At 70.3% G+C, this 23,945-nt stretch carries 22 protein-coding genes, 1 pseudogene and 1 riboswitch; of the genes and pseudogenes, 18 read left to right on the top strand and 5 right to left on the bottom strand.

Going from position 1 to position 23,945, the window contains the following annotated elements; all coding sequences use genetic code 11:
• Positions 1 to 67: 67 nt before the first annotated feature.
• A complete protein-coding gene (locus BM430_RS22405; RefSeq protein WP_093569463.1) occupies positions 68 to 1,384 on the top strand; it encodes an AmpG family muropeptide MFS transporter in 1,317 nt (438 codons plus the stop codon).
• A gap of 7 nt (positions 1,385 to 1,391) precedes the next feature.
• Here BM430_RS22405 and BM430_RS22400 read toward each other — a convergent pair whose 3' ends face one another.
• Positions 1,392 to 1,802, bottom strand: a complete 411-nt coding sequence (locus tag BM430_RS22400) for a RidA family protein (protein WP_093569462.1) — start codon at positions 1,800 to 1,802, stop codon at positions 1,392 to 1,394.
• A 154-nt stretch (positions 1,803 to 1,956) separates the two neighbouring features.
• Between BM430_RS22400 and BM430_RS22395 the strand changes: the two genes are divergently transcribed.
• The 7 genes from BM430_RS22395 to BM430_RS22365 all read left to right on the top strand — a co-directional run bounded on the left by BM430_RS22395 (position 1,957) and on the right by BM430_RS22365 (position 8,860).
• Complete coding sequence (locus BM430_RS22395) at positions 1,957 to 2,496, top strand: TetR/AcrR family transcriptional regulator (protein ID WP_244539621.1); 540 nt, start codon at positions 1,957 to 1,959, stop codon at positions 2,494 to 2,496.
• Positions 2,497 to 2,829: 333 nt separating this feature from the next.
• Positions 2,830 to 2,955, top strand: a riboswitch (TPP riboswitch).
• An 81-nt stretch (positions 2,956 to 3,036) separates the two neighbouring features.
• Complete coding sequence (locus BM430_RS22390; protein WP_093569534.1) at positions 3,037 to 4,113, top strand: LuxE/PaaK family acyltransferase; 1,077 nt, start codon at positions 3,037 to 3,039, stop codon at positions 4,111 to 4,113.
• A 10-nt stretch (positions 4,114 to 4,123) separates the two neighbouring features.
• Positions 4,124 to 5,572 (top strand): acyl-CoA reductase, encoded by a 1,449-nt coding sequence (locus BM430_RS22385; protein ID WP_093569461.1) that lies wholly within the window; start codon positions 4,124 to 4,126, stop codon positions 5,570 to 5,572.
• Complete coding sequence (locus BM430_RS22380) at positions 5,562 to 6,353, top strand: ABC transporter ATP-binding protein (protein ID WP_093569460.1); 792 nt, start codon at positions 5,562 to 5,564, stop codon at positions 6,351 to 6,353. Before BM430_RS22385 ends, BM430_RS22380 begins: the two co-directional genes overlap by 11 nt.
• Positions 6,350 to 7,099: an ABC transporter permease gene (locus BM430_RS22375; RefSeq protein WP_093569459.1), complete on the top strand. Its 750-nt coding sequence runs from the start codon at positions 6,350 to 6,352 to the stop codon at positions 7,097 to 7,099. The genes BM430_RS22380 and BM430_RS22375 overlap by 4 nt, the downstream gene beginning before the upstream one ends.
• 7 nt (positions 7,100 to 7,106) lie before the next feature.
• Positions 7,107 to 8,096 (top strand): ABC transporter substrate-binding protein, encoded by a 990-nt coding sequence (locus BM430_RS22370; RefSeq protein WP_093569458.1) that lies wholly within the window; start codon positions 7,107 to 7,109, stop codon positions 8,094 to 8,096.
• Entirely contained in the window at positions 8,093 to 8,860 is a 768-nt protein-coding gene (locus tag BM430_RS22365; RefSeq protein WP_093569457.1) for an SDR family oxidoreductase, read from the top strand. Before BM430_RS22370 ends, BM430_RS22365 begins: the two co-directional genes overlap by 4 nt.
• Before the next feature lie 332 nt (positions 8,861 to 9,192).
• Here the strand turns inward: BM430_RS22365 and BM430_RS22360 are convergent, their stop codons facing one another.
• A complete protein-coding gene (locus tag BM430_RS22360; protein ID WP_093569456.1) occupies positions 9,193 to 10,101 on the bottom strand; it encodes a LysR family transcriptional regulator in 909 nt (302 codons plus the stop codon).
• Between the two features lie 238 nt (positions 10,102 to 10,339).
• On the opposite strand from BM430_RS22360, the gene benA reads away from it, so the two are divergent.
• The 9 genes from benA (at position 10,340) to BM430_RS22315 (ending at position 19,536) form a co-directional block, all read left to right on the top strand.
• Complete coding sequence (gene benA, locus BM430_RS22355) at positions 10,340 to 11,668, top strand: benzoate 1,2-dioxygenase large subunit (protein ID WP_093569455.1); 1,329 nt, start codon at positions 10,340 to 10,342, stop codon at positions 11,666 to 11,668.
• Positions 11,669 to 11,945: 277 nt separating this feature from the next.
• Positions 11,946 to 12,437 (top strand): benzoate 1,2-dioxygenase small subunit, encoded by a 492-nt coding sequence (gene benB, locus BM430_RS22350; RefSeq protein WP_093569454.1) that lies wholly within the window; start codon positions 11,946 to 11,948, stop codon positions 12,435 to 12,437.
• A 10-nt stretch (positions 12,438 to 12,447) separates the two neighbouring features.
• The gene (benC, locus tag BM430_RS22345; RefSeq protein ID WP_093569453.1) at positions 12,448 to 13,461 is read left to right on the top strand and encodes a benzoate 1,2-dioxygenase electron transfer component BenC; all 1,014 of its coding nucleotides are present in this window, start codon (positions 12,448 to 12,450) and stop codon (positions 13,459 to 13,461) included.
• Complete coding sequence (locus tag BM430_RS22340; RefSeq protein WP_093569452.1) at positions 13,458 to 14,252, top strand: 1,6-dihydroxycyclohexa-2,4-diene-1-carboxylate dehydrogenase; 795 nt, start codon at positions 13,458 to 13,460, stop codon at positions 14,250 to 14,252. Before benC ends, BM430_RS22340 begins: the two co-directional genes overlap by 4 nt.
• A gap of 32 nt (positions 14,253 to 14,284) precedes the next feature.
• The gene (catA, locus tag BM430_RS22335) at positions 14,285 to 15,220 is read left to right on the top strand and encodes a catechol 1,2-dioxygenase (protein ID WP_093569451.1); all 936 of its coding nucleotides are present in this window, start codon (positions 14,285 to 14,287) and stop codon (positions 15,218 to 15,220) included.
• Between the two features lie 268 nt (positions 15,221 to 15,488).
• Positions 15,489 to 16,658: a muconate/chloromuconate family cycloisomerase gene (locus tag BM430_RS22330; RefSeq protein WP_093569450.1), complete on the top strand. Its 1,170-nt coding sequence runs from the start codon at positions 15,489 to 15,491 to the stop codon at positions 16,656 to 16,658.
• A 4-nt stretch (positions 16,659 to 16,662) separates the two neighbouring features.
• Positions 16,663 to 16,941, top strand: a complete 279-nt coding sequence (catC, locus tag BM430_RS22325; protein WP_093569449.1) for a muconolactone Delta-isomerase — start codon at positions 16,663 to 16,665, stop codon at positions 16,939 to 16,941.
• Between the two features lie 291 nt (positions 16,942 to 17,232).
• A complete protein-coding gene (locus BM430_RS22320) occupies positions 17,233 to 18,579 on the top strand; it encodes an MFS transporter (protein WP_093569448.1) in 1,347 nt (448 codons plus the stop codon).
• Between the two features lie 660 nt (positions 18,580 to 19,239).
• The gene (locus BM430_RS22315; RefSeq protein ID WP_093569447.1) at positions 19,240 to 19,536 is read left to right on the top strand and encodes a hypothetical protein; all 297 of its coding nucleotides are present in this window, start codon (positions 19,240 to 19,242) and stop codon (positions 19,534 to 19,536) included.
• Positions 19,537 to 19,542: 6 nt separating this feature from the next.
• On the opposite strand, the gene BM430_RS22310 is transcribed toward BM430_RS22315, so the two are convergent.
• Both BM430_RS22310 and hppD read right to left on the bottom strand, forming a co-directional pair.
• Complete coding sequence (locus BM430_RS22310; protein ID WP_093569446.1) at positions 19,543 to 21,267, bottom strand: ABC transporter ATP-binding protein; 1,725 nt, start codon at positions 21,265 to 21,267, stop codon at positions 19,543 to 19,545.
• Positions 21,268 to 21,918: 651 nt separating this feature from the next.
• A complete protein-coding gene (gene hppD, locus BM430_RS22305) occupies positions 21,919 to 23,049 on the bottom strand; it encodes a 4-hydroxyphenylpyruvate dioxygenase (protein WP_093569445.1) in 1,131 nt (376 codons plus the stop codon).
• 115 nt (positions 23,050 to 23,164) lie between these two features.
• Between hppD and BM430_RS22300 the strand changes: the two genes are divergently transcribed.
• Positions 23,165 to 23,644, top strand: coding sequence for an Lrp/AsnC family transcriptional regulator (locus tag BM430_RS22300; RefSeq protein WP_093569444.1), 480 nt, complete (start codon positions 23,165 to 23,167; stop codon positions 23,642 to 23,644).
• A gap of 40 nt (positions 23,645 to 23,684) precedes the next feature.
• On the opposite strand, the pseudogene BM430_RS22295 reads toward BM430_RS22300, so the two are convergent.
• Positions 23,685 to 23,945 (bottom strand): annotated as a pseudogene (locus tag BM430_RS22295) (glutamine--fructose-6-phosphate aminotransferase); the annotation flags it as partial.

Here is a 23,945-nt window from a genome sequence, read left to right as displayed (position 1 = left end):
CATCCGCCGGTTAAGCTGTAATTCCCCGAATATCCGCCCCGATCCGGGCTAGCAGATCAAAGCGAGCATGACCGCACCGGCCGTGACATCTCCCGAGAGAGAGCCGTTCTGGTCGGCCCTGTTCACCGACCGCCGGATCGCGCCGGCGCTGGGGCTCGGCTTCACCTCCGGCATCCCCTTCCTGCTCGTCTACGGGACGCAGGCCGCGTGGCTCTCGGACGCCGGCATCTCGATCGCCCTGATCGGGCTCCTGAGCGAGATGACGCTGGCCTACAAGTTCAAGTTCCTGTGGGCCCCCTTCCTCGACCGCTACGACCCGCCGCTCCTCGGGGCGATGCTCGGCCGGCGCCGCGGCTGGATCGTGGTGGCGCAGGCGGCCGTCATGGCGATGCTCGCCGGCATCGCCTTCGGGGATCCGGCCCACTGGCTCGCCTGGACGATCGCCTTCTCGGTGGCGCTGGGATTTGCCGGCGCGACCCTCGACCTCGTCATCGACGGCTGGCGCATCACCAGCGTGCGGCCGCCCGAAAAGCAGGCCGTGCTGTCGTCCTGGACCGAGATCGGCTGGCGCATCGGCAACCTCGCGGCAGGGGCCGGCGCACTGTTCCTCGCCGACCGGATCGGCTGGCGCGGCGCCTACCTCGTCATGGGCGCCCTGATGCTGGTCGGCATGGTCGCGGCCGTGCTCGCCCCCGAGCCGCCCTCGGACAAGACGCCCCACGCAGCCCGCGCCGGCCTCGTCGACACGGTCTGGGCGCCGATCCGCGACCTTCTCCGCCGCCTCGGCCCGATGGCGCCGGCGATCCTGCTGCTGGTCGCCGGCTTTCGCATGCCGGGCTACGTCGCGACCGCGATGGCGGTGCCCTTGTTCAAGCACCAGGGCTTCTCGAACACCGACATCGCCACCGTCACCAAGCTGTTCGGCTTCTGGATCGGGCTCGGCGGCACCTTCCTCGCCGGCGCCCTCATCCCGCGAATCGGCATGTTGCCGAGCCTGCTCATCGGCACCGTCGCGGCCTCGGCCTCTCACCTGAGCCTCGCCTATCTGGCGGCGCATGGCGGCGACGGCGGCCAGGCCTTCTGGACCTTCGCGGTCACCGTCGGCATCGACAACTTCGCCTACGCCTTCGCGTCGGTGGTGCTCATCACCTACATGTCGACGCTGGCCTCGACCGAGCACGCCGCGAGCCAGTTCGGGCTCCTGACCTCGCTCTGCGCCTTCCCGGGCAGCGTGCTGGCCGGGTTCTCCGGCTTCCTCGTCGAGCGGACCGGGTTTCCCCTGTTCTTCGTCCTGACCTCGCTCATCGGCGTGCCGGTGGCGCTGCTCGCCTTCACCGTCTGGGCCAAGGTCGGCATCTCGGACGAGGCGCCGGCGAAACCCTGATCCGGGATCAGGCCGTGCCCGGAATGCGCGCGATCACCTTGATCTCGAAGTCGAATCCCGCGAGCCAGGTCACGCCGACCGCCGTCCAGTTCGGATAGGGCGCCGCCCCGATCGCACGATCGCGCACCCGCATCACCGCGTCGAACTGCGCCGCCGGGTCGGTGTGGAAGGTCGTGACGTCGACGACGTCGTCGAAGGTGCAGCCCGCCGCCGCCAGCACCGCCGAGAGTCGCGCGAAGGCAAGTGCCACTTGCGCCTCGAAATCGGGCTCCGGCGAGCCGTCCTCGCGGCTGCCGACCTGGCCGGAAACGAACAGAAGGTCGCCGGAGCGGATCGCCGCGGAGTAGCGGTGCTTCTCGTAGAGCGCCTGCCGGCCGGGCGGGAAGACGGCGTCGCGCTTGGAATGAGCCGGGGCCATGGATCGTCTCCTCGATTTGAGATACGTGACGTATGTGAGAGAGCACGGATACGCGCCGTATGTCAATTCACATACGTACCGTATGCGGAAATGAGTGGGGGTCGGGGTGGCCGGGCGACGCGCGCAGATGATGGAGGAGACGAAGGAGAAGCTCATGCGGACGGCCAGGGCGGCCTTCGCCGAGAAGGGCTTCGCCGCCGCCTCGATGGACGAGCTGACCGCCGCGGCCGGGCTGACGCGGGGCGCGCTCTATCACAATTTCGGCGACAAGAAGGGTCTGCTCCACGCGGTGATCGAGCAGATCGACGCCGAGATGGCCGTGCGCTTGGCAGCCGTCGGCGCGCGGGCCACCGATCCGTGGCGCGGCCTCCTCGACGAGTACCGGGCCTATATCGAGATGGCCCTGGAGCCGGAGATCCAGCGCATCCTGCTCCTCGACGGCCCGGCTTTCCTCGGCGATCCGTCGCTATGGCCGAGCCAGAACGCCTGCCTCGCCGAGACGACGCGGCGCATCCGGGACCTCGTCGCCGACGGGGCGATCCCCCCGGTGGACGCGGAGGCCGCCGCGCGGCTCCTCAACGGCGCCTCGCTCCACGCGGCCCTGTGGGTCGCGGCGTCGGGGGAGCCGGAGGCGACCTTGGCCAAGGCGCTCGACGCGTTCGGGCGGCTGGCGGAGGGGTTGGCGCGGCCTTGAGCGCTCGTCGCCGGGTCCGTGGCAGTACCCTTCGCCGGACCACATGGGCCGACGAACACCCGCAGCCCTTTCCCGGACGACTGGAGCGACAGCGGAAGGAGATCCGGGATCCAGCACGAAAAATCGCGAAGCGTCTGCTTGCCTGCAACGGTGCAACAGACAGAGCCGCTACGCGGCACTTCTTCCGCTGGATCCCGGATCTCCTTCCGCTGTCGCTTCAGTCGTCCGGGAAAGGGTGTGGCTTACGATGAAGCGTCGATGCGCCGAGACGTGCGGCCATCCGTGTTGGCCATCGAGCCCAACTTGACACCCGCCCCCACACCCCCCACTCTCCCCGGCTCCCAGGGGGGCCTCGCGAGGAGGCTGAGATTCCGCCGGTTCGGATCCGTCCGGACGCCGCGGTGACCCTATGAACCTGATCCGGGTCATGCCGGCGTAGGGATGCGGGACCGGCGAGGGCTCAGGGCCGTCACAGCCGTCTTTTCGCGCATGATCTCCGCCGGACTGGCCGTCGCCCGGGATGGGCGCGAGGTGGCCGTGATGTCGCAAGCGGAGATCGTCGGGGCGCTCCTCGATTTCATCGGACGCCCCGGCGCGAGCGAGGCCGAGTTCGAGGCCCTGGCCCTGCGGGTCTTCGCCTACCAGTTCGCCCACAACGCGCCCTACCGGCGCTTCGCGCAACAGCGCGGGCGCACGCCGCTGACGGTGCGGCGCTGGCGCGACATCCCGGCGGTGCCGATCAAGGCATTCAAGGACCTCACCCTGAGCTGCTGCCCGCCCGAGGAGGCCGAGCGGGTGTTCATGACGAGCGGCACGACCGGCAGCGGGCGCGGCCGCAGCTACCACCCGACGCTTCACGTCTACGACGCCTCGATGCTCACGGGCTTCGCCGCCCGGATCATGCGCGGGCGGGAGAAGATCCGGATGGGGATCCTGTTCCCGGACGAGGCGGCTTTGCCGAACTCCTCCCTCGCCCATTACCTCGCGCTGGCGAAGGACCATTTTGGCACCGAGGATAGCGCAGTCTTCGTCGGTCCCGGCGGGCTCGACCTCGACGCGCTGCTGGCAATGCTGGCGCAGGCCGAATCCACCGGCGAACCGGTCGCGCTCCTCGGCGCCACCTACGCCTTCGTACCGGTGATGGACGCGCTCGACGAGCAGGGCCGCCGCTTCGCCCTGCCGGCGGGCAGCTTTCTCTTCGACACCGGCGGCTTCAAGGGCCAGTCGCGCGAGATCGAGCCGGACGCGTTCTACGACGGGCTCTCGCAGGCCTTCGGGGTCCCGCGGAGCGAGTGCCTCAACATGTACGGCATGACCGAGTTGAGCACCCAGTTCTACGACGACGGCAACGCGGTCTGTCGGCCGGTCAAGTCCGGCCCGCACTGGATCCGCAGCCGCGTCGTCGATCCGCTGACCGGCCAGGACCTGCCCGCGGGCGAGACCGGCGTGCTGGTCCACCACGACCTCGCCCATTTCAACTCGGTCTCGGCGATCCTGACCGAGGATGCCGGGGTGATCGCGCCGGGCGGCTTCAAGCTCCTCGGCCGGGTCGAGGGCTCGGCCTCGCGCGGCTGCTCGGTCGCGGTGGCCGAGTTCCTGGCCGCCGCGCAGGGATGAGCATCCCGGGATGAGTGTCTTGGAGCAGGCCGGTCACCTGCCGGGTCTTCCCGCCGAGAGAATCGGCCGGCGCATCGTCGAGCACCGCGCCTGGGGCGAGACCGTCGCGGTGGCCCTGCCGGATCTCGACGAGGATCAGGCGAAGGCCCTGTGCGAACACGTCCGCGCCCGCGCGACCCTGCGGCGGATGGAGACGGCCCGGATCGTCGCGGCGATCGACCGGGCGAGCGCCTGCCTGCTCGACCGCACCCACCCGGTGCGCCGCAAGGCGGAGGCGCTCCTGCCGGTCGTCACCGGCTACGACCGCGAGACGGTGCGGCTCGGCCTGTCGAGCTATCTCAAAACCTTCCGGCGGCCGCAGCTCCTGCGCTTCCTCGCCGAGGATTTTTCGAATCCGGGCGTGCTCGACGGCTTCCAGCCGGCGGTGAAGGGCGGGTTCGTGCGGGCGCGAGGCCCCGACCTGCTGCTCCACGTCTGGGCCGGCAACGTCCCGGCCCTGCCGCTGTGGAGCCTCGTCTCGGGGCTCCTGGTCAAGGCCGGCAGCATCGGCAAGCTCGCCTCGGCCGAGCCGCTGACCGCGGGGTGGTTCGCGCATCTGATCGCGGAGGCGGATCCCGAACTCGGCGAGTGCCTGGCGGTCACCTGGTGGAAGGGCGGGGCCGGCGGGGCGGAAGGTGCCTTCCTGGGCGAGGCCGATTGCATCATGGCCTATGGCGGCAACGAGACGCTGGCCGCGCTCCGCGCCAAGGTGCCGGTCACCACCCGGTTCCTGCCGCACGGCCACCGCATCGGCTTCGCGATGGTCGCCCGCGAGGCGCTCGACAGCCGCCGCGCCGGGCCGCTGGCGCGGCTCGCGGCCCAGGACATCGCCCGCTACGAGCAGCAGGGCTGCTACGCGCCGCAGATGCTGTTCGTCGAGCGCGGTGCTCCGGTCGCGCCGGACGAGTTCGCCCGCCACCTCGCCCACGAACTCGCGGCGCTCGCGAGCCGCCACCCGCGTCGGCGCCTCGATCCGGGCGAGGCCGCCACCATCGCGGCCTGGCGCAGCAGCCACGAGATGCGAGCCCTCGACGGGGGCGCGACGCTGCTCGGCGACCCGGCCGATCCCTGGAGCGTCGTCCTGCTCGATGCCGCCACGGCTTTAAGCCCGTCCGGCCTCAACCGCAGCGTGGCCGTCGTGGCGGTGGAGGATCTCGCGGAGGTGCCGGCCCTGGTGGCGCCGCACCGCGCCTACCTCCAGACCGCCGGGATCGCCGCCGCCCCGGCGCGGCTGTTCGCCCTCGCGGAGGACCTAGCCGCGGTCGGCGTCACCCGGATCACCGCCATCGGCCGGATGACCGCGCCGGAGGCCGGCTGGCACCATGACGGCCGCTTCAGCCTGCTCGACCTCGTCACGATGACGGAGATCGACGCCGGCGCCGAGGCGGCGGCGGAAGGCTTCGCGCCCTATGCCGACTGAGCCGTCTCTCGTCCTCGACGGCGTGCGCTACCGCTTCCCCGGCGATCCGACCGAGACCGTCGCGGGCGTCGACTGGGCGATCCCCCGCGGGGCGATCCACTGCCTGCTCGGCCGCAGCGGCTGCGGCAAGACCACCCTGCTGAAGCTCGCCGCCGGGCTGCTCGCGCCGGATGCCGGCACGGTGCGGATCGACGGGCGGGCGGTGACCGGCCCTGCCCCGGGCGTCGGCTTCGTGTTCCAGGCCCCGACCCTGCTCGCCTGGCTCTCGGCCCTCGACAACGTGCTGCTGCCGGTCTCGCTCGCGCGCCGGCCCCGCGCCTCCGACCGCGATTCTGCCCGCGACCTCCTGGCGGCCATGGGCCTCGGCGACCTCACGGAGCGCCGCCCCGCCGCCCTGTCGGGCGGGCAGCAGAGCCGGGTCGCGATGGCCCGGGCGCTGGTGACGCAGCCGGACCTGCTCCTCCTCGACGAGCCCTTCGCCGCTCTCGACGCGCTGACCCGCGAGGAGCTGCAGGACGACCTCCTGCGCCTCTGCGCCTCCCGCGGTACCGCCGCGCTCTTCGTCACTCACGACATCGCCGAGGCGGCGTATCTCGGCGACCGGGTCGGCGTGATGGCGGCCGGGCGGTTGGTGCACGAAGGCGCGGTGCCGCTGCCGCGGCCCCGGCCGCCGGGGATCCGCTACGAGCCCGCCTTCGGGGCTGTGTGCCGCGCGCTCCGCGCGATCATGGACGGTGCGCCCTCGAATAGCCCTGCCCCGGCGATCGGACGGGCGGCGTGAGGACGCGGCTCGCCTCCGCCCTGCTGCTGGCGGCGTTGCTCGTCGCCTGGGAGGCGTGGTGCCGCTCAGGCGCCGTCTCGCCCCTCGTCCTGCCGGCACCCTCCGCCGTCGTCGAGACATTGTGGGGCGAGGTGGCGTCGGGCCGGCTCTGGCCGCACCTGCGCGTCACCGTGACGGAGATGGCGCTCGGCCTCCTCGCCGGCACCGTCCTCGGCCTCGGCGCCGGCATCCTGCTCGGCGAGTGGCCGGCGCTGCACCGGGTGCTGCGCCCCTACGTACTGGCGAGCCAGCTGGTGCCGAAGCTGGCGCTCGGCCCGCTCCTGATCCTGTGGTTCGGCTTCGGCCTGACGCCGACCGTGGTGATCACCGCGCTGATCTGCTTCTTCCCGCTCTTCGAGAATACCCTCACGGGCCTGGCCCAGGTCGAGCCCGGCCAGCGCGAGCTTTTTCGGATGCTCGGGGCGGGCCGCGCCCAGACCCTTCTGCGCCTGAAGCTGCCCACCGCCCTGCCGGTGATCCTCGCGGGCTTTCGCGTCGCCATCGTGCTCGCGCTCGTCGGCGCGGTGGTGGGCGAGTTCGTCGGCGGGCGCCAGGGCCTCGGCGCCTCGATCATCGCCGCCCAGAGCGTGATGGATTCGAGCCTGATCGTCGCCCTGTTCGTGGTGATCACCGCCCTCGGGATGGCGGTCTACGAGGCCGCCCGGGGGCTCGAGTTCCTGATCCTGCGCCGCTACGCCAGAGGTTGACCCCACCATGCGCGCGTTCCGCTTCCTCGTTCTCCTCGCCCTCGCCTGTCTCGGCTCCCCGGCCTTGGCGCAGAACCTCGACAAATTCACCGTCGGCGGCTGGAGCCAGCCGATCAGCGAGATCACCAACCTGCTCGCCGAGCCCGATCACGGGCTGTTCAAGGCCCGCGGCATCGCCCTCGATTACGTGCCGGGCAATGGCGGCGGCTCAGCGATCCAGGCGCTGCTCTCGGGGCAGGCCGACATCGCCTTCACCGACCCGGCCTCGTTCTACCTCGCCCTCGACAAGGGGGCGGACCTCGTTGCGGTCTACAACATCTATCCGCAGAACGTGTTCAACGTCGTCGCCCCGAAGGCGCGCGGCATCCGCTCGGTGGCCGATCTCAAGGGCAAGCGCGTCGGCGTCTACAGCCTGGCGAGCGGCACGCGCCAGCACCTGCTGCTGCTGCTCGCCGGCGCCGGGCTGAAGGAGAGCGACGTCACGGTCGAGGTGACCGGCCTCCTCAACTTCGCCCCCCTGATCCAGGGCCAGGTCGACGCGACGGCGGCCACCGATACCGGGCTGCTCGTCGGCCGCGCCAAGGGCCTCGGCGAGGTCGACGTGATCGCGGTGCGCGACCACCTGAACCTGCCGAGCGACATCTTCGTGGTGACGCGCAAGGATTACGAGGCCAGGAAGCCGCTCCTGACGCGCTTCCTCGCCGCTTACCGCGATTCCGCCGCCTGGATGATCGCCAAGCCCGACGAGGCGGCGCGGCTCGCCGTCACCCGGGCGATCAACGGGCGCGACGAGGCGATCAACCGCGAGGTCATCCGCCTGCGTAACGCGTCGAGCGTGTCGCCGACCACCGCGCGCGAGGGCCTCGGCCATTTCGATCCCGCGATCCTGCAACAGGGCGCCGACCTGTTCCGCAGCCTCGGCCTCGTCAGCCGTCCCCTCGACATGGGTCAGGTGGTGAAGAGCGACCTGATCCCCGCGAGGGAGGCCACGCCGTGAGGTTCCGCGACCGCGCGATCCTGGTCACCGGCGCCAGCCGCGGCATCGGCGCGGCGATCGCCACGGCCTTCGCCTCCGAGGGCGGCCTCGTCATCGTCAATTACCGCGAGAACCACGCCGCCGCCGAGGCGGTGGCTGACAAATGCCGGGCGCTCGGCGGGCAGGCGCTCGCGGTCGCGACCGACGTGACCGACCCGGTGGCGGTGGCGGATCTCGCCGCGCGGATCACCGAGGAGGTCGGCCGTCTCGACGCGATCGTCAACAACGCCTTCGCGCCCTACCGCTTCGACCCCGACCATCGCGTGCGGTTTCGCGACGTGCCGTGGGACTCCTACCAGCGCCAGTTCGACGGCGCGGTGCGGGCGGCCTACACGGTGATCCAGGCGCTGCTGCCGCTGCTGACCCGGCGCAGCGGCGGCGCCATCGTCAACCTGGCGAGCGACCTCGTGGCGCGACCCAGCATCCCCTACCACGACTACACCACCGCCAAGGCGGCGCTCGTCGGCTTCAGCCGCAACCTCGCGGCGGAACTCGGACCGATCGGCGTGCGGGTCAATTGCGTCGCGCCGGGGCTGGTCACTCTCACGGACGCGAGCCGGGACACGCCGGAGGCGGTGCGCGAGGCCCTGATCGCCCAGACGCCGCTGCGCCGCCTCGCGACGCCGGAGGACGTGGCCGGGCCGGTGCTCTTCTTGGCGGGCGAGGAGAGCCGGTTCGTGACCGGGCAGGTGCTGTACGTGGATGGTGGGTTGGTGATGGGGTGAAGCAGTGAACCCGCGGACAGGAGACCCGCTGACGTTTCAAACGCTCAGGGTCATCCCGGGGCCGCGCAGCGGAGCCCGGGATCCAGAACCGCGGATAGTTCAGGATTGAACGGAGACCGTTCCGCCCGTTTCCGAAACACCGGCGGTTCTGGATTCCGGGCTCCGCTGCGCGGCCCCGGAATGACGCGGAGGGTGGGACAGGCGTCAGCGGGATAGACTATTCCGTGATGTTGCGTGCTCTGTCACACCCATGACCGCCCGTTTCATATCACACCCGCGACCTCATCCTGAGGTCGAGGATGGGATGGAACAAGCAATCCTAAAATTCATCCTCACACCCCGAACGCCAACCCTTCCCGCTCGTAATCCTCCCGCACGCATTGCAGGATCAGCCCGATTTCCGGCGAGGGATCGTTCTTGCGGTAGCTCATGATCACCGGGATCAGCGCCCGCTCCTCGTCGAGGGGCCGGTAGGCGACGCCGTCGCGGCGCAGGCGCTCGATCGAGGCCGGCACCACGCACACGCCGGCCTCCGCTGCGACCAAACCGAGCGCGGTCTGGAGCTCGCGCACCTCGTGGATCACCGGCGGGCGCACCCCGTGCTCGCGAAACAGCGCCAGGATCCGGTCGGCGTTGTTGGGCCGGGCGCTCTTCGGGTAGAGGATCAGCGCCGTGTCGGCGAGGTCGTGCAACTTCAGCGGACCCGCCGGGCGGGCGGCGTCCCAGGCCATCGGCACCGCGACGATCAGCTTCTCGTTGCGCAGGAGCACCCGGGTGATCGCCGGGTCCTCGATCTCGACCCGCCCGAAGCCGACATCGATCCGGCCCTCTTTCAGCGCCGCGATCTGCTCCAGGGTGAGCAGTTCCAGAAGCGTCATGTCGACGTCCGGGCGCTTCATCCGGTAGCCGCGCAGGATCTCCGGCAGGCGGCCGTAGAGCGTCGAGGCGACGAAGCCGATGCGAAAACTGTTGCGCTCGGCGACGCGCAGGCGCCGGCCGGTCTCGCGCAAGTCGTCGACCCGCTCCAGGATCTGGAGCGCCTGCTCGTAGATCACCCGGCCCGGCTCGGTCAGCCGCACCGGCCGCGAGCCGCGCTCGATCAGCGCCAGGCCGAACTCCTCCTCGAATTGCTGCACCTGCTTGCTCAAGGCCGGCTGGGCGACGTGCATCGCCTCGGCCGCGCGGGTGAAGCTCTGCTCGCGCGCGACGGCCACGAAGTAGCGCAGGTGGCGCAGCTCCAATCATTCCTCCCAGGAATGGTTTTGTTCCCAATCGGTCTTGGACCTCGGTATGCCCGTTCCTTAGAACTGGAGAAAGAGGAAACGCTCAGGGCGCGAGCGAGGCTCGGGACGACACAGTCCATCCGAGACCACGCCACCCTGCGCAAGACGAGAGACAGGTCCGAGCCGGCCCGCACAGCGCGTGGACCGGCAACGCTCCCTCTCGTCCCGAAACAGCCGGAGCGGCAGGGAGAACATCATGCTGGACGATCTGCATCAGGTGGTCGAGGGCGCGGTCGAGGAGAACGCCGAGACCGGCACCTATCGCTGCCGGCGGGACATCTTCACCGATCCCGACCTCTTCGAGCTGGAGATGCAGCACATCTTCGAGGGCAACTGGATCTACATGGCCCATGAGAGCCAGATCCCAAACCCGAACGACTACTTCACCACCTTCATGGGCCGCCAGCCGGTGGTGATCACCCGCAACCGCAAGGGCGAGTTGCAGGCCTTCGTCAATGCCTGCAGCCACCGCGGCGCGATGGTGTGCCGGCACAAGCGCGGCAACAAGGCGACCTTCACCTGCCCGTTCCACGGCTGGACCTTCAGCAACGGCGGCAAGCTCCTGAAGGTGAAGGATCCGGAGGGCGCCGGCTACCCCGAGAGCTTCAACCGCGACGGCTCGCACGACATGACCAAGGTGGCGCGGTTCGAGAACTACCGCGGCTTCCTGTTCGGCAGCCTCAACGCCGACGTGAAGCCGCTCTCCGAGCATCTCGGCGAGGCCAAGCGCATCATCGACATGATCGTCGACCAGTCGCCGGACGGGCTGGAGGTGCTGCGCGGCTCCTCGACCTACGTCTACGACGGCAACTGGAAGCTCCAGACCGAGAACGGCGCCGACGGCTACCACGTCTCGGCGACGCACTGGAACTACGCCGCCACCACCAGCCGGCGCAAGGAATCGCACGTCGTCGACAAGACCCGCGCCATGGATGCGGGCGGCTGGGCGAAGCAGGGCGGCGGGTTCTACTCGTTCGAGCACGGCCACCTGCTGCTCTGGACCACCTGGTCGAACCCGGAAGACCGGCCGAACTGGGACCGGCGGGCCGAGCTGGCGGACCAGCACGGGCAGGCAATGGCGGACTGGATGATCAGCCGCTCGCGCAACCTCTGCCTCTATCCGAACGTCTACCTGATGGACCAGTTCTCGTCGCAGATCCGCACCTACCGGCCGATCGCCGTCGATAAGACCGAGGTGACGATCTACTGCATCGCCCCGAAGGGCGAGGCGCCGGAGGCCCGGACCCGGCGGATCCGCCAGTACGAGGACTTCTTCAACGCCAGCGGCATGGCGACCCCGGACGACCTCGAGGAGTTCCGCGCCTGCCAGATCGGTTATCGCGGCCGCGCGGCGCAGTGGAACGACCTCTGCCGCGGCGCCGAGCACTGGATCGAGGGCGCGGACGAGGGCGCGAAGGCGATCGGGCTGAAGCCGCTCTTGAGCGGGGTCAAGACCGAGGACGAGGGCCTGTTCGCGATCCAGCACCGCTACTGGATGGACACGATGCGGCGGCACCTGCCGTAGGGCGCCACGCCGCCTGAACCCTCCCCCCTCCGCGGGGGAGGGTGGCCGGCGGAGCCGGCCGGGAGAGGGGACCGCGACGCTGGTCCAGGGTTCGCCCTTCATTGAGCGCGCGACCTCTCCGGAAGCGTCGCCCCCTCTCCCGCCCCACTCCGTGGGGCACCCTCCCCCGCAGAGGAGGGAGGGGTCGGGAGCCGGACTCATCACCCACATCGAAACACCGACGGCGCCGCCCCCTCCGGGGCGCCGAGCGCCCCCGCACGCCCTCAAGGAGCCCCCGATGCCCCTCACCCTGGAGCAGGTGCAGCAATTCCTCTACCGCGAGGCCCGCTTCCTCGACGACCGCGACTTCGACGCCTGGCTGGCGCTCTACGCCCCCGACGTCGAGTTCTGGATGCCGTCCTGGGACGACGACGACCAGCTCGTCAGCAACCCGCAGACCGATGTCTCGCTGATCTACTACGACAGCCGCAGCGGCCTGGAGGACCGGGTGTTCCGCATCCGCACCGAGCGGTCCAGCGCCACCAGCCTGCCGGAGCCGCGCACCTCGCACAACATCTCCAACGTCGAGATCCTGGAGCAGGACGAGACGACCGTAAAGCTCCGCTTCAACTGGCTCACCTTCAACTACCGCTACAAGACGGTCGACACGCATTTCGGCACGTCGTTCTACACCCTGGACACCAGCGGTGAGGCGCCGCTGATCAAGACCAAGAAGGTCGTCCTCAAGAACGACTACATCCACCACGTCATCGACGTCTATCATATCTAGGGAGGGCGCCATGCAGAACGTCGCGCTCAATTTCGAGGACGGGGTCACCCGCTTCATCGCCTGCCGCCCCGGCGAGACGGTGGCGGATGCCTCCTACCGCCTCGGCATCAACATTCCGCTCGATTGCCGGGACGGCGCCTGCGGCACCTGCCGGGTCCGGTGCGAATCCGGCCGGTTCGATCCGGGCAGCTACATCGAGGACGCGCTCTCCGACGAGGAGGCGGCCGAGGGCTACGGCCTCGCCTGCCAGATGCGGCCGAAGACCGACCTCGTTCTCGCCATCGCGGCGTCCTCGGAGGTCTGCAAGACGAAGGCCGCCGCCCTCAAGGGCCGGGTCTCGGCGGTCCGGCGGCTCTCCGACACCACCTTCGGGCTCAAGCTCGAGACCGAGGAGCCGGTCGGCTTCCTGCCGGGGCAGTACGTCAACATCGCGGTGCCGGGCAGCGCCCTGGCGCGGTCCTACTCGTTCAGCTCGGTCCCGGGCAGCGCGAAGGCCGAGTTCCTGATCCGCAACATCCCGGGCGGGTTGATGAGCACCTACCTCGCGGAGGGCGCGCGGGAGGGCGACACCCTCGACCTGACCGGCCCGTCGGGCAGCTTCTATCTCCGCGAGATCCGCCGCCCGGTGCTGATGCTCGCCGGCGGCACCGGCCTGGCGCCGTTCCTGTCGATGCTCGGCAAGGTCGCGGAGACCGGGGCGGACCAGCCGATCCACCTCGTCTACGGGGTCACGCACGACGCCGACCTCGTCGAGACCGGCGCCCTCGACGACGCGGCGGCGAAGATCCCGGGCTTCAGCTTCGAGACCTGCGTGGCCTCCCCGGAGAGCCAGCATCCGAAGCGGGGCTACGTCACCGAGCACCTCGCCGACGCGCACCTGCATGGCGGCGACATCGACACCTATCTGTGCGGCCCGCCCGCGATGGTCGACGCGGTCCGCAAGACCTTCGCCGAGCGGGGTTTGAGCCCGGCGAGCTTCCACTACGAGAAGTTCGCGGCGAGCGGCGTCGGGGGTGGGGCATGAGCGGTTTCGTCTCGCCGGACCGCTTCGCGGGCAAGGTCGCGGTGGTGACCGGGGCCGCGCAGGGCATCGGCCGCGAGGTCTCCTTACGGCTCGCTCGCGAGGGCGCCGCCCTCCTCCTCACCGACCGCTCGGAGATCGTCGAGGAGACGGCCGCCGAGGCCCGCGACCTCGGCGCCAAGGCCGCGGTTCAGCTCGCCGACGTCGAGAGCTTTGACGGCTGCGACGCCGTGATGGCCGCGGCGGTGGCGCGGTTCGGCCGGCTCGACGTGCTGGTCAACAATGTCGGCGGCTCGATCTGGTTCAAGCCGTTCGCGCATTACGCCCCGCACGAGGTCGAGGCCGAGATCCGGCGCTCGCTCTACCCGACCCTGTGGTGCTGCCGGGCGGCGCTGCCGCACCTGCTGGCGGGTGGCGGCGGCAGCATCGTCAACGTGTCGTCGGTGGCGACGCGGGGCGTCAACCGCGTTCCCTACGCCGCCGCCAAGGGCGGGGTGAACGCCATCACCGCCTGCCTCGCCGTCGAGTACGCCGAGCACGGCATCCGGGTGAACGCGGTGGCGCCCGGCGGCACCGAGGCGCCGCCCCGGCGCATCGCCCGCAACCCGACCCCGCCGAGCGAGCAGGAGCGGGCCTGGATCGCCGAGGTGGTGGCCCAGACCAAGGCGTCGAGCCTGATGCACCGCTACGGCACTGCCGCCGAGCAGGCCGCCGCGATCCTGTTCCTCGCCTCCGACGAGGCCTCCTACGTCACCGGAATCACCCTGCCGGTGGCCGGGGGCGACCTCGGATAATCCTTCACCCAAGCACAAAAGAGGAAACGCCGATGACCACGCCGTCACCGATCACCGATTCCGCCGAGGCTCAAGGACTGTTCGACAAGGTTGCGGGTCTCTCGACCGAGACCGGCAACCCGCGCATGAAGCAGATCGTGCGCCGTGTCGTCGAGGATGCCTGCCGGATCGTCGAGGATCTCGACGTGACCCCGAGCGAGTTCTGGACCGCGATGAGCTACCTGACCGAGACCGGTCAGAAGAACGAGTTCGGCCTGCTGATGCCGGGCCTCGGCATCGAGCACTTCATCGACCTGTGCATCGACGCGAAGGAGCGGGCCGCGGGCATCGAGGGCGGCACGCCGCGCACCATCGAGGGCCCGCTCTACGTCGCCGGCGCGCCGCTGGCGAAGGGCGAGGCGCGCCTCGACGACGACCCGGAGGACGGCGAGGTGCTGATCGTCGAGGGCCAGGTGACCGGCGAGAACGGCGCGCCGGTGGCGGGCGCCATCGTCGATGTCTGGCACGCCAACACGCTCGGCAACTACTCGGTGTTCGACAAGGGCCAGAGCACCTGGAACCTGCGCCGGCGCATCGAGACCGATGCTGAGGGCCGCTATCGCTTCCGCAGCATCCTGCCGAAGGGCTACGGCTGCCCGCCGCAGGGCCAGACCCAGAAGCTGCTGGACCAGCTCGGCCGCCACGGCCAGCGCCCGGCCCATATCCACTTCTTCGTCTCCGGCCCCGGCCACCGGCAGCTGACGACGCAGATCAACCTCTCGGACGATCCCTACCTGCACGACGACTTCGCCTTCGCCACCCGCGACGGGCTGATCGCCGAGGTGGTGCGGGTCACCGACCAGGCGGCGGTGACGGCGGCGGGGCTGGAGGGGCCGTTCTCGACCATCCGCTTCGACTTCGCGCTCAACCCGGAGGTGGCGCACGCGCCCGATCCGGTGGTGGTCCGGCCGCACGCCGAGGCCGCTTAAGGCGCGACGCCGAAAACCCTCCCCCCTCTGCGGGGGAGGGTGGCCTGCGGCGCAGGCCGGGAGAGGGGCAGCGCGACGCTTCAGGATGTGGCGCCCTTCATCGAACGCGCGACCTCTCCGGAAGCGTCGCCCCCTCTCCCGACCCCCGCTGACGCGGGGGCCACCCTCCCCCGCAGAGGGGGGAGGGTTGGGACTGCGCCGGAGGCTCCGCCCTGGCCATCCGGCCCCGACGCCCATCGAACGCCCCCACACATCCCCGAGACCCTCCATGCTCGCCAAGAACCAGCTCCACGACGCCGTGCACCACGCGCCCACCCGAGACCTCGCGGTCGCCGAGATCCGCACCACGATCGTCGACGTCCCCACCGTGCGGAAGCACAAGCTCTCCCAGACCTCGGTCACCGCGCAGAGCTACGTCATCGTCCAGCTTCGCCTCGCCAATGGCGTCGAGGGCATCGGCGAGGCGGCGACCCTCGGCGGGCCGCGCTGGAGCGAGGAGAGCGTCGAGGGCATCAAGGCCACCATCGACACTTACCTCGCCCCCGCCCTGATCGGGCAGCCGGCCGACCGCTTCGTCGCCGCCGGCGAGCGCCTGGACGCCGCGGCCAAGCGCAACAACGCCGCCAAGGCGGCGCTGGAGACCGCCCTGTTCGACGCCGTGGGCCAGAGCTTCGGCCTGCCGGTCGCCGCGCTCCTCGGCGGGGCGGTGCGCACGAGCTTCCCGGTCCTGTGGACGCTCGCCTCCGGCGATCCCGACCAGGAGATCGCCGAGGCCGAGGCCAAGCTCGCGGCGCGGCTCCACCGCACCTTCAAGATCAAGATCGGCGCGCTCGCGCCGGAGGCCGACCTCGCGCGGCTCGCCCGCCTGTCGAAGGCGCTCGCCGACCGCGCGACGCTCATCGTCGACGCCAACCAGGCCTGGGACGAGGCTACCGCCCGCCGCTGCCTGCCGCGGCTGGCCGATCTCGGCATCGCCCTCGTCGAGCAGCCGCTGCCGGCCTGGAACATCGCCGGGATGGGGCGCCTGCGGGCGCGGGACGACGGGCCGCCGCTGCTCGCCGACGAGTGCGTGTTCACCGCCCACGACATGCTGGCGGTGGCCGAAGCCGCGGCCGCGGACGCGGTCTCGCTCAAGCTCGTCAAGCATGGCGGCCTGATCGGCCTGCACAAGGTCGCGGCGGTGGCCGAGGCCGCCGGGATCGGGCTCTACGGCGGCTGCCTGCTCGAGAGCTCGGTCGGCGCCGCGGCACATCTCCACGCCTTCGCGGGCCTGCGGGAGCTGGCCTGGGGCTGCGAGCATTTCGGGCCGCAGATCCTCACCGGCGACCTCGTCACCGAGCCGCTGGCCTTCCACGACTTCGCGGTGCACCTGCCCGAGGGCCCCGGCCTCGGCGTGACCCTCGATCCCGACAAGCTGCGCCACTACGCCCGGAGCTGATCCCATGCTGTACTGCGTCGAGATGGACGTCGCGATCCCGCACGGCCTCGATCCCGATCATGTCGCCAAGCTGAAGGCCGACGAGAAGGCGAGGGCCCAGGACCTCCAGCGCCAGGGCAAGTGGCGCCACCTGTGGCGGGTCGCCGGCCGTTACGCCAACATCAGCGTGTTCGATGTCGAGAGCCACGACGAACTGCACGACATCCTGTCCGGCCTGCCGCTGTTCCCATTCATGACGATGCGCGTGACCCCGCTCGCGCGACATCCCTCGGCGGTCGACTGAGGGGATGCGGGCGGGGAGCAAGCCGACCCCGCCCCTGCCACCCTCAGGGTCATCCCGGGGCTCGGCGAAGCCGAGAACCCGGGATCCATAACCGCCGAGGTGCCCGGAGAAGACGGGCAGCGATCCGCTTCGTCCTGAACCGTCGGCGGTTATGGATCCCGGGTTCCGCTGCGCGGCCCCGGGATGACGCCGAGAGAATGATTTCTGTCCGATCTCCTGGACAGATCGCGCCACCAGTGCGCGCAAAATCAAGAAAATCCCAAACAAACCCGTCAGGAGGAAACCCGACCCATGCCCAATCCACGCAGCATCGACGTCCAGGACGTCATCAACCGCCACGGGGTCTCGCGCTTCCAGATGCGGATCGTGTTCCTGTGCTTCCTCGTCGTCGCGATCGACGGGTTCGACACGGCGGCGATCGGCTACATCGCCCCGGCACTCCGGGCCCAGTGGGGCGTGACGCAGGGCCAGCTCGCGCCGTTGTTCGGCGCCGGGCTGTTCGGCCTGATGATCGGCGCCTTCCTGTTCGGGCCGCTCGCCGACCGGGTCGGCCGCAAGGCGATGCTCGTCGTCACCACCGCCTTCTTCGGGCTCGCCAGCCTCGCCTCGGCCTGGTCGACCTCGATCGAGATGCTGACGGTGCTGCGCTTCGTCACCGGCCTGGGCTTGGGCGGCGCGATGCCGAACGCCATCACGCTGACCTCGGAATACTGCCCCGAGCACCGCCGCTCCTTCCTCACCATGGCGATGTTCTGCGGCTTCACCGTCGGCTCGGCGCTCGGCGGCTTCGCGGCAGCGCACCTGATCGCCGATCACGGCTGGTCCTCGGTGCTGGTGATCGGCGGCGTGCTGCCGCTCGCCCTCGTGCCGGTTCTGGCCCTCGGCCTGCCGGAATCGGCCCGCTTCCTCGTTCTCAAGCAGGCCCCGGCCGAGACGGTCGCCCGGCTCCTCAAGCGCATCGCCCCCGCGGAAGACTTCTCGGGTGCAGTCTTCACCGGCATCGCCAAGCCGAAAGGCTCGCCGATCGGCCAGCTCTTTCAACCGGGCCTCGTCGCCAGCACGTTGTGCCTGTGGGTGACGTTCTTCATGAGCCTCCTGATCTTCTACCTGCTGTCGAGCTGGCTCCCCACCATCATCAGCAGCGCCGGGCTCACCCTCAAGGAAGCCTCCCTCGTCACGGTCATGCTCGCGACCGGCGGCACCGTCGGCGGCCTCGTGCTCGGCGCGCTGATGGACCGGGTGAACCCGCACGCCGTGCTCGGCCTGTCCTACCTCGCGGCCGCCGGCTTCGTGGCGCTGATCGGCAGCTCCACCGGCTCGGTCGCCCTCCTGGTGGCGGCGGTGTTCGGCGCCGGCTTCTGCGTCGCCGGCTCGCAGATCGGCATCAACGCGCTCGCGGCCAGCACCTACCCGACCGCGAACCGGGCGACCGGCGTCGCCTGGGCCAATGCCGTCGGCCGGGTCGGCTCGGTGGTCGGCTCGATGATCGGCGCCTCGCTGATCGGCCTCGGCTACGGCCTGCCGGCGACCTTCGGCATCGTCGCCGTGCCGGCGCTGGCCGCGGCGGGCGGCATCCTGCTCAAGGGCCGGCTCGGCACCCCGGCGGCCCGCCTCGCCCCGGCGCTGCAGAGCACCTGACGCTCCCCCCTCCCCCGCGCGGCGCCCAATCGCCCCACGGGGGCTCGTCGAGTCATCCGGCGGTGAACCGGGATGCTGGATACGGGCCCCGGACCCGGCGCCGGGGCCTGTCCGTGACCGATCGCCTTGCGGCGAGGGTACCGCGGCCGGGCGGTGCCGAGGGGTGCCCCGCGATTCGGCCGCCCCCGGTCTCGGACGGCGCGTCGTCCCGAAGATCTCGGCCGGATCGGCGCCTTCGACGGACGGGCCACACGATGCCGGAGGCCGTCCGCGGAAGAAACAAGGGTCGCGGGAGCCCTCCCCCCGGTCGGCTCACCCACCGAGCCCGACAATCTCTCCGACCGCGGCGACCGGTCTCCGCGAGCCTCGACCGGCCGCAGGCATCGTGGAGCCCGGCCGGCCGGGCCGACGGTCCGATCCGTCACCAGCGGCATGCCGCGGATCCGGCGCGCGGGCCGACCAATAGATCTCTTTTGTTATTGCGCGCGACTGGGCGCCGTGGCGAATGGCGGCGGGAAAAACCCTGCGCGACTCGCTCCGGGACGGGCCGTCTCCGCTACGTGAAGGGCGGCGACGTCTTCGCGCGCGCGTGCTACGCCATACGGCCTAGGCTGTAAGTCCGAGTGTTTCTAACATAGATCAAGTACTACCTGTGCGCGTATGATCCTGACATACGACACGGCGACGGCTAACAAGGTCCGTCCACCCACCCCTCCCCGCGCCGCGGAACTGCTCGCGCACGTCCTGCGCGACCTCGCCCTGTCCTACGAGGCGGAGTGTCCGGGCGGCTTCGCGCGCTTCCGGCAGGCGCTGTCGGTCGAGTCGCTCGCGACCATCGCCCGCTTCAGCGGCGCGGCGACGACCGACGAGGCGGCGCTCGCCCTGGCGCGGCAGGTGCACGAGACCCTGCTCGACGTCGAGGAAGACGTCTGGGCGCTCCACACCGCCGCGCACTGAGACCATCTACTCCGCCGCGACGATCCCTCCTTGCGCCGCGTGCAGGCGCCGGTAGGCGCCGTTCGCCGCGACCAGCGCCTCGTGCGAGCCCTGCTCCAGGATGCGGCCGTTCGACACTACGGCGATGCGGTCGGCGTGCCGGATGGTGGCGAGGCGGTGGGCGATGACGAGGGTGGTGCGGCCCTCGGTCAGTTCCGAGAGGGCCTGCTGGATCTCGCGCTCGGTCTCGGTGTCGAGGGCCGAGGTCGCCTCGTCGAGGATCAGGACCGGCGGGTTCTTCAGGAACACCCGGGCGATCGCCAGGCGCTGCTTCTGGCCGCCGGAGAGCTTGACGCCGCGCTCGCCCACCACCGTGTCGAGGCCGTCGGGCAGCATCGCGATCAGGGCGTCGAGCCGGGCGCGGTGCGCCGCCTCCAGGATCTCCGCCTCGCTCGCGTCGAGCCGGCCATAGGCGATGTTCTCGCGGATCGTGCCGGCGAACAGGAAGACGTCCTGCTGCACGATGCCGATCTGGCTGCGCAGCGACGAAAGGGTCAGGTCGCGGATGTCGTGCCCGTCGATGGTGATGCGCCCGGCCTCGACGTCGTAGAAGCGCGGCACCAGGGAGCACAGGGTGGTCTTGCCGGCCCCCGACGGACCGACGAAGGCGACGGTCTCGCCGGCCCCCACCGCGAGGTCGACCCCGTCCAGCACCGGACGGCCGCCGTAGCCGAACTGCACGCCCTCGAAACGGATCTCGCCGCGGAAGGCGGGCGCGGGAATCGCGCCCGGCCGGTCGACGATGTCGGGGGCCGTGGCGAGCAGCGCCATGTACCGCCGGAAACCCGCTATTCCTTTGGGATACGTCTCGACCACCGCGCTGATCTTCTCCAGCGGCCGGTAGAACACCCCGACGAGGAGCAGGAAGCCGACGAAGCCGCCGGCGCTGAGATCGCCCCGCACCACGTAGGCGGCGCCGCCGAGCAGCACCACGATCTGGACGAGGCGCATGCCGAGATAGTTGAGCGACAGGCTCGCCGCCATGATCTTGTAGGCGTCGAGCTTGGTGGCGCGGTAGCGCTCGTTGTCGGCGGCGAACAGGCGCCGCTCGTGGGCCTCGTTGGCGAAAGCTTTCACCACCCGGATGCCGCCGACATTCTCCTCGATGCGGGCGTTGAAGGCGCCGACGCGGCCGTACTGCGCCTGCCAGTTCCGGGTCATGCGGCCGCCGTAGCGGACGGTGACGAAGGCGATGACCGGCAGGATCGCGGCGGTCATCAGCGCCAGCGGCGGGTGGACGGTGAGCATCAGCCCGAAGGCGCCGACGAGCGTCATCACGGCGATGAACAGGTCCTCGGGCCCGTGATGGGCGACCTCGCCGATCTCCTCCAGGTCCTTCGTGACGCGGGCGACGAGGTGGCCGGTCTTCTGGTTGTCGAAGAAGCGGAAGGACAGCGTCTGCAGGTGGTCGAAGGCGCGGGCCCGCATCGTGGTCTCGATGTTGATGCCGAGCACGTGACCCCAGTAGGTCACCACCACCATCAATCCTGCATTGGCGACGTAGAGCGCCGCGAGCCCGACGGCCGCGAGCAGGATCAGGCTCCAGTCCTGCTGCGGCAGCAGCACGTCGACGAAGGCCTTCACCGCCATCGGGAAGCCGAGCTCGAGCAGGCCGGACAGGATGGCGCAGCCGAAATCGACGAGGAACAGGGTCCGGTACGGCCGGTAATAGGCGAGGAAGGCCTTGAGCATGTCGGTGGGACGGGTCTCGCCGGCGGAGGTGGGGCGCGGCCGGGCCGGCGCGCGGGGTTCTGATACGCGGGAAAGTGTGGGCGCGACAAGGTCACGGCGCGTGCCAAAGGGCCGCTCCGGCGGAGAGAGTTTTGGCGGAGAAAAGACAGGGTGGGTCGGGAGGGGTGGCGGTGCTGTCGGACGACCGAATTTCAGTATTATTCTAAATCGAAGACGCCATGGATGTCCTTGTCCCCCGAGGGAGAGACCACAAGTTGCTTGCCGTCATACCCACGCCGTGGGCTAAGCTAGCCCGATGGTGGGCAGGAAGCACACCGCCCGCTCGTGCCTCGTGGCGGCCAGGCTCAAACCGGCCTCCATGTTTTGCCCCCCGCCCCTTTCCCGGACGACTGTAACGAAGTGGAAGGAGATCCGGGATCCAGCATGAAAAGTCGCGAAGCGTCTCTATGTCTGCGACGGTGCAGCATATAGAGCCGCTTCGCGGCACTTTCTGTGCTGGATCCCGGATCTCCTTCCGCTATCGCTTCAGTCGTCCGGGAAAGGGCGGGGTGGCTTACGAAAACGCGAGGGAGGCGAATTCCCGATGCGGCCCGGCACCCGCCATCAGGCTTCCTCTATCGGCTGAAACCGCTTCAGGGCAGGCGGAGAGCATCACGCCGCCGCGTCGCGACTGTCGCCCGCCGTCAGCACGCCGCGGCGGATCTGGTCCTCCTCGATCGATTCGAACAAGGCCTTGAAGTTGCCCTCGCCGAAGCCGTCATCCCCTTTTCGCTGGATGAACTCGAAGAAGATCGGCCCGATCGCGTTGGCGGAGAACAGCTGCAGCAGGATCTTGGTCATCCCGCCCTCGACCACGCCCTCGCCGTCGATCAGGATGCCGTTGCGCTCCATCCGCTCCAGCGGCTCGCCGTGGCCGGGCAGACGATGCTCGACGCGGCGGTAGTAGATCGAGGGCGGCGCGGGCATGAAGGCGACGCCGCCGGCCCGCAGGGCCTCGATCGTCGCGTAGATGTCGCGGCAGCCGCAGGCGATGTGCTGGATGCCCTCGCCGTTATAGGCGTGCAGGTATTCCTCGATCTGGCTCTTCGCGTCGGCCGATTCGTTGATCGGGATGCGGATCTTGCCGTCGGGCGAGGTCAGCGCCTTCGAGAACAGGCCGGTCTGCTTGCCCTCGATGTCGAAGTAGCGGATCTGCCGGAAGTTGAAGATCTTCTCGTAGAACCCGGCCCAGACGCCCATGCGGCCGCGATGCACGTTGTGGGTCAGGTGGTCGAGGTAGAACAGGCCCAGGCCCTCCGGCCGCGGGTCGCGCTCGCCGAGCCATTCGAACTCGGCCTCGTAGGGCGAGCCCTTGGCGCCGTAGGTCTCCACGAAGTAGAGCAGCGAGCCGCCGATGCCCTTGATCGCCGGCACGTCGAGGGTCTTTGCCCCGTCCGCCGGGTCGGCCGGCTCGGCGCCGAGCGACACCGCCCGGTCGAACGCCGCCTTCGCGTCGACGACGCGGAACGCCATCGACGGGGCGCAGGGGCCGTGGGCGGCGACGAAGCGGTGGCCGTGGCTGCCGGGCTCCTCGTTGACGAGGTAGTTCACGTCGCCCTGGCGATACACCGTGATCGCCTTGGTGCGGTGGCGCGCCACCGCCGAGAACCCCATGGCGCGAAACAGGTCGTGCAGGGCCTGAGGCTCGGGATGGGCGTATTCCACGAACTCGAAGCCGTCGGTGCCCATCGGGTTCAGGGCGGTGACCTCGGCGGCGGGAGCGTCGTGCGGATAGGGGCCCATCTCTGTCCTCCGTGCTGATGGTGTGCATCACAGCATGGACGGACCGCGCGGGGCGTGCGAAATCCGGGCGCCGGCCCGGGCTCGATGCACGGATCGTGCATGGACAGAGCCCTCGATGACCGATCCTCTCACCCTCGACGGGTTCGACCTGAAAATCCTCGCGGCTTTGCAGGAGGATGGCCGGCTCGGCAACCAGGAACTGGCGGAGCGGGTGCACCTGTCGCCGAGCCAGTGCTCGCGCCGGCGCCTGCGGCTGGAGGAGCGCGGCGTGGTGCGGGGCTACCGGGCGGAGCTGGCGCCGGAGCCGCTCGGCCTGCGCGTCACGGTGTTCACCAAGGTCGCGCTCGCCACCCACAACCGCGACAATGCCCGCCGCTTCGCCGAACTGGTCCGCGGCCTCGACTGCGTGCTGGAGGCCCACGTGATGACCGGCGACAGCGACTACTTGCTGAAGGTGATCGTGCCCGACCTGAAGGCGCTGTCCGGGCTCGTCAACGACGTGCTGCTGCCGCACGAGAGCGTGGCGCACGTCCATTCCTCGGTGGTGCTCGACACGCTGAAGGAGGCAGCGGCGCTGCCGCTGCCGCGCGGATAGGCGTCGGCACGCCGAAGCGAGCCGCCGCGGCAGGCCGGGCTCATTCCACGGTGACGGACTTCGCGAGGTTCCTCGGCTGGTCGACGTCTTTCCCGAGCACCACGGCGGTGTGGTAGGCGAGCAGCTGCACCGGCACCGCGTAGACGATCGGCGCCACGACCGGGTCGAGGTCCGGCATCATCAGGGTGGCGAGCGTGTCGAGGCCGGCCGCGTCGGCGCCGCGCGCGTCGCCGATCAGCACGATCTTGCCGCCGCGGGCCGCCACCTCCTGCATGTTCGAGACCGTCTTCTCGAAGGTCGC

It is taken from the genome of Methylobacterium sp. 174MFSha1.1 (genome assembly GCF_900116815.1).
Taxonomy (GTDB): domain Bacteria; phylum Pseudomonadota; class Alphaproteobacteria; order Rhizobiales; family Beijerinckiaceae; genus Methylobacterium.
This window is presented reverse-complemented; position numbering and strand designations above follow the sequence as displayed.

What these genes read in the sequence shown, in the direction of transcription:
- BM430_RS22385 (WP_093569461.1), top strand. Translation starts at nt 4,124, where the DNA reads ATGAGTGTCTTGGAGCAGGCCGGTCACCTGCCGGGTCTTCCCGCCGAG.
- BM430_RS22380 (WP_093569460.1), top strand. Translation starts at nt 5,562, where the DNA reads ATGCCGACTGAGCCGTCTCTCGTCCTCGACGGCGTGCGCTACCGCTTC.
- BM430_RS22395 (WP_244539621.1), top strand. Translation starts at nt 1,957, where the DNA reads ATGCGGACGGCCAGGGCGGCCTTCGCCGAGAAGGGCTTCGCCGCCGCC.
- BM430_RS22330 (WP_093569450.1), top strand. Translation starts at nt 15,489, where the DNA reads ATGCTCGCCAAGAACCAGCTCCACGACGCCGTGCACCACGCGCCCACC.
- catC (WP_093569449.1), top strand. Translation starts at nt 16,663, where the DNA reads ATGCTGTACTGCGTCGAGATGGACGTCGCGATCCCGCACGGCCTCGAT.
- BM430_RS22310 (WP_093569446.1), bottom strand. Translation starts at nt 21,267, where the DNA reads ATGCTCAAGGCCTTCCTCGCCTATTACCGGCCGTACCGGACCCTGTTC.
- benA (WP_093569455.1), top strand. Translation starts at nt 10,340, where the DNA reads ATGCTGGACGATCTGCATCAGGTGGTCGAGGGCGCGGTCGAGGAGAAC.
- BM430_RS22370 (WP_093569458.1), top strand. Translation starts at nt 7,107, where the DNA reads ATGCGCGCGTTCCGCTTCCTCGTTCTCCTCGCCCTCGCCTGTCTCGGC.
- BM430_RS22405 (WP_093569463.1), top strand. Translation starts at nt 68, where the DNA reads ATGACCGCACCGGCCGTGACATCTCCCGAGAGAGAGCCGTTCTGGTCG.
- BM430_RS22315 (WP_093569447.1), top strand. Translation starts at nt 19,240, where the DNA reads ATGATCCTGACATACGACACGGCGACGGCTAACAAGGTCCGTCCACCC.
- BM430_RS22340 (WP_093569452.1), top strand. Translation starts at nt 13,458, where the DNA reads ATGAGCGGTTTCGTCTCGCCGGACCGCTTCGCGGGCAAGGTCGCGGTG.
- benC (WP_093569453.1), top strand. Translation starts at nt 12,448, where the DNA reads ATGCAGAACGTCGCGCTCAATTTCGAGGACGGGGTCACCCGCTTCATC.
- BM430_RS22390 (WP_093569534.1), top strand. Translation starts at nt 3,037, where the DNA reads ATGTCGCAAGCGGAGATCGTCGGGGCGCTCCTCGATTTCATCGGACGC.
- hppD (WP_093569445.1), bottom strand. Translation starts at nt 23,049, where the DNA reads ATGGGCCCCTATCCGCACGACGCTCCCGCCGCCGAGGTCACCGCCCTG.
- BM430_RS22400 (WP_093569462.1), bottom strand. Translation starts at nt 1,802, where the DNA reads ATGGCCCCGGCTCATTCCAAGCGCGACGCCGTCTTCCCGCCCGGCCGG.
- BM430_RS22300 (WP_093569444.1), top strand. Translation starts at nt 23,165, where the DNA reads ATGACCGATCCTCTCACCCTCGACGGGTTCGACCTGAAAATCCTCGCG.
- catA (WP_093569451.1), top strand. Translation starts at nt 14,285, where the DNA reads ATGACCACGCCGTCACCGATCACCGATTCCGCCGAGGCTCAAGGACTG.
- benB (WP_093569454.1), top strand. Translation starts at nt 11,946, where the DNA reads ATGCCCCTCACCCTGGAGCAGGTGCAGCAATTCCTCTACCGCGAGGCC.
- BM430_RS22320 (WP_093569448.1), top strand. Translation starts at nt 17,233, where the DNA reads ATGCCCAATCCACGCAGCATCGACGTCCAGGACGTCATCAACCGCCAC.